This window comes from Ruegeria sp. YTSC325 (assembly GCF_059609525.1).
Map to the genome: position 1 here is coordinate 1 of NZ_JBXWLY010000038.1, position 1261 is coordinate 1261.

Consider the following 1261-nt stretch of genomic DNA (forward strand, 5'->3'; position numbering starts at 1 on the left):
ACGAGGTATTCACCACGTTCCAAACTCGGTTCGGACATCGCCGCAAACGGAAAAGAAATAGCTGAAATAGCTATGATTAGTTTATGCATAATTTGTCCCCCCAACGTTGGGTGTGAACCGGTCAACAATAAAATACTCTTTTAAAGTCCCAACAATTTGAGATCATACATTACTTTGAGAAAATCCAAAAACTTTGCCGCTCCACTTTCGCTTCATTAACGAAACTTCCGTTTGATCTGCAGGCAAAAAGTGATTTGTAGAGTTCTTTCCAACCTCCTGAAGCCGATTGCATAGGGCGAGCTTTCACCCGTGATGAATGCCATCAGGAGGTTGGATTTAGGTAAGCCTAATTTGTGCGGGCTGGTCCTAGTCCCGCATTGGCGACAACCAAACCAAGTTCTTCGTCTGAAACCGATCCAGAATACTTGTCCCGCGGAGGCATAGGTCTGGTTTTCCAATGTGGTTCAAACGTGAAGCTGGACATTTTTCGACCGTCCACCAATGCACCGTTCCCTGCGCCCAGTGCGTAATCATAATATAGTTTAAGAATCTCTTCTTCCGTCACCTGATCAGTCGCTGCGTGTTTCAAACAGGCAGCTCTCCATTTTTTGACACGGGCATAATCGTCGCCAATCGGCAATTCGAAATCCTCATAGTAGTCAAGAAACCAAAAACGCTTGAATACCGGCGTAAAAACCGCCTCTGCTAATCCGAATTCATCAAATAAGAATACCCCGTCCGGATTGTGGGCAAGCAGGAAGTCGTTGAGATCGCGGTACAGTGCAAGCAGCTTTTCGTTGTGCGCATCTTTCTGCCCTTGGTCCTGGTTCATGACATAGACATAGCCTGCCATCGTGAATGGACCCTCCTTGGCAATCAACATAGACTCCACTGCATGTTCGCCGGGGTCAGAGCGCCGCAGTTTTGGCCCCTCAAGTACTTCATCAAGGTAACGAAGAATAACCAGACTTTCCTTTACAATCTGACCTTCTGCGGTTTCGAGAACTGGAAGCGCCGTTGTTCCTCGTGTTTTTCTTAGAAGCTCTGGATCGCGAGGTTTCGTGATGTCCACGACGCGGAATTCAACTGCATCTTGCAGACCTCGAAGTGCCAACAGAATCTCAAGACGCTGAGAAAAGGGGCATACAGGGATATGATAGACGGTATGCTTTGCCATATTGATTAATCCAGTGGAGAGCCGATGAAGGTCACGTCGTGTTGTTGCCAGAATAGGCTAAGGATTGTTGGACACAAAGAAAAA

At 46.9% G+C, this 1261-nt stretch carries 1 protein-coding gene; it reads right to left on the reverse strand.

The window, feature by feature from the left end:
• Window positions 1-346: 346 nt before the first annotated feature.
• Entirely contained in the window at window positions 347-1177 is an 831-nt protein-coding gene (locus AC2FF7_RS22135; RefSeq protein WP_353391525.1) for a glutathione S-transferase family protein, read from the reverse strand.
• Window positions 1178-1261 lie beyond the last annotated feature (84 nt).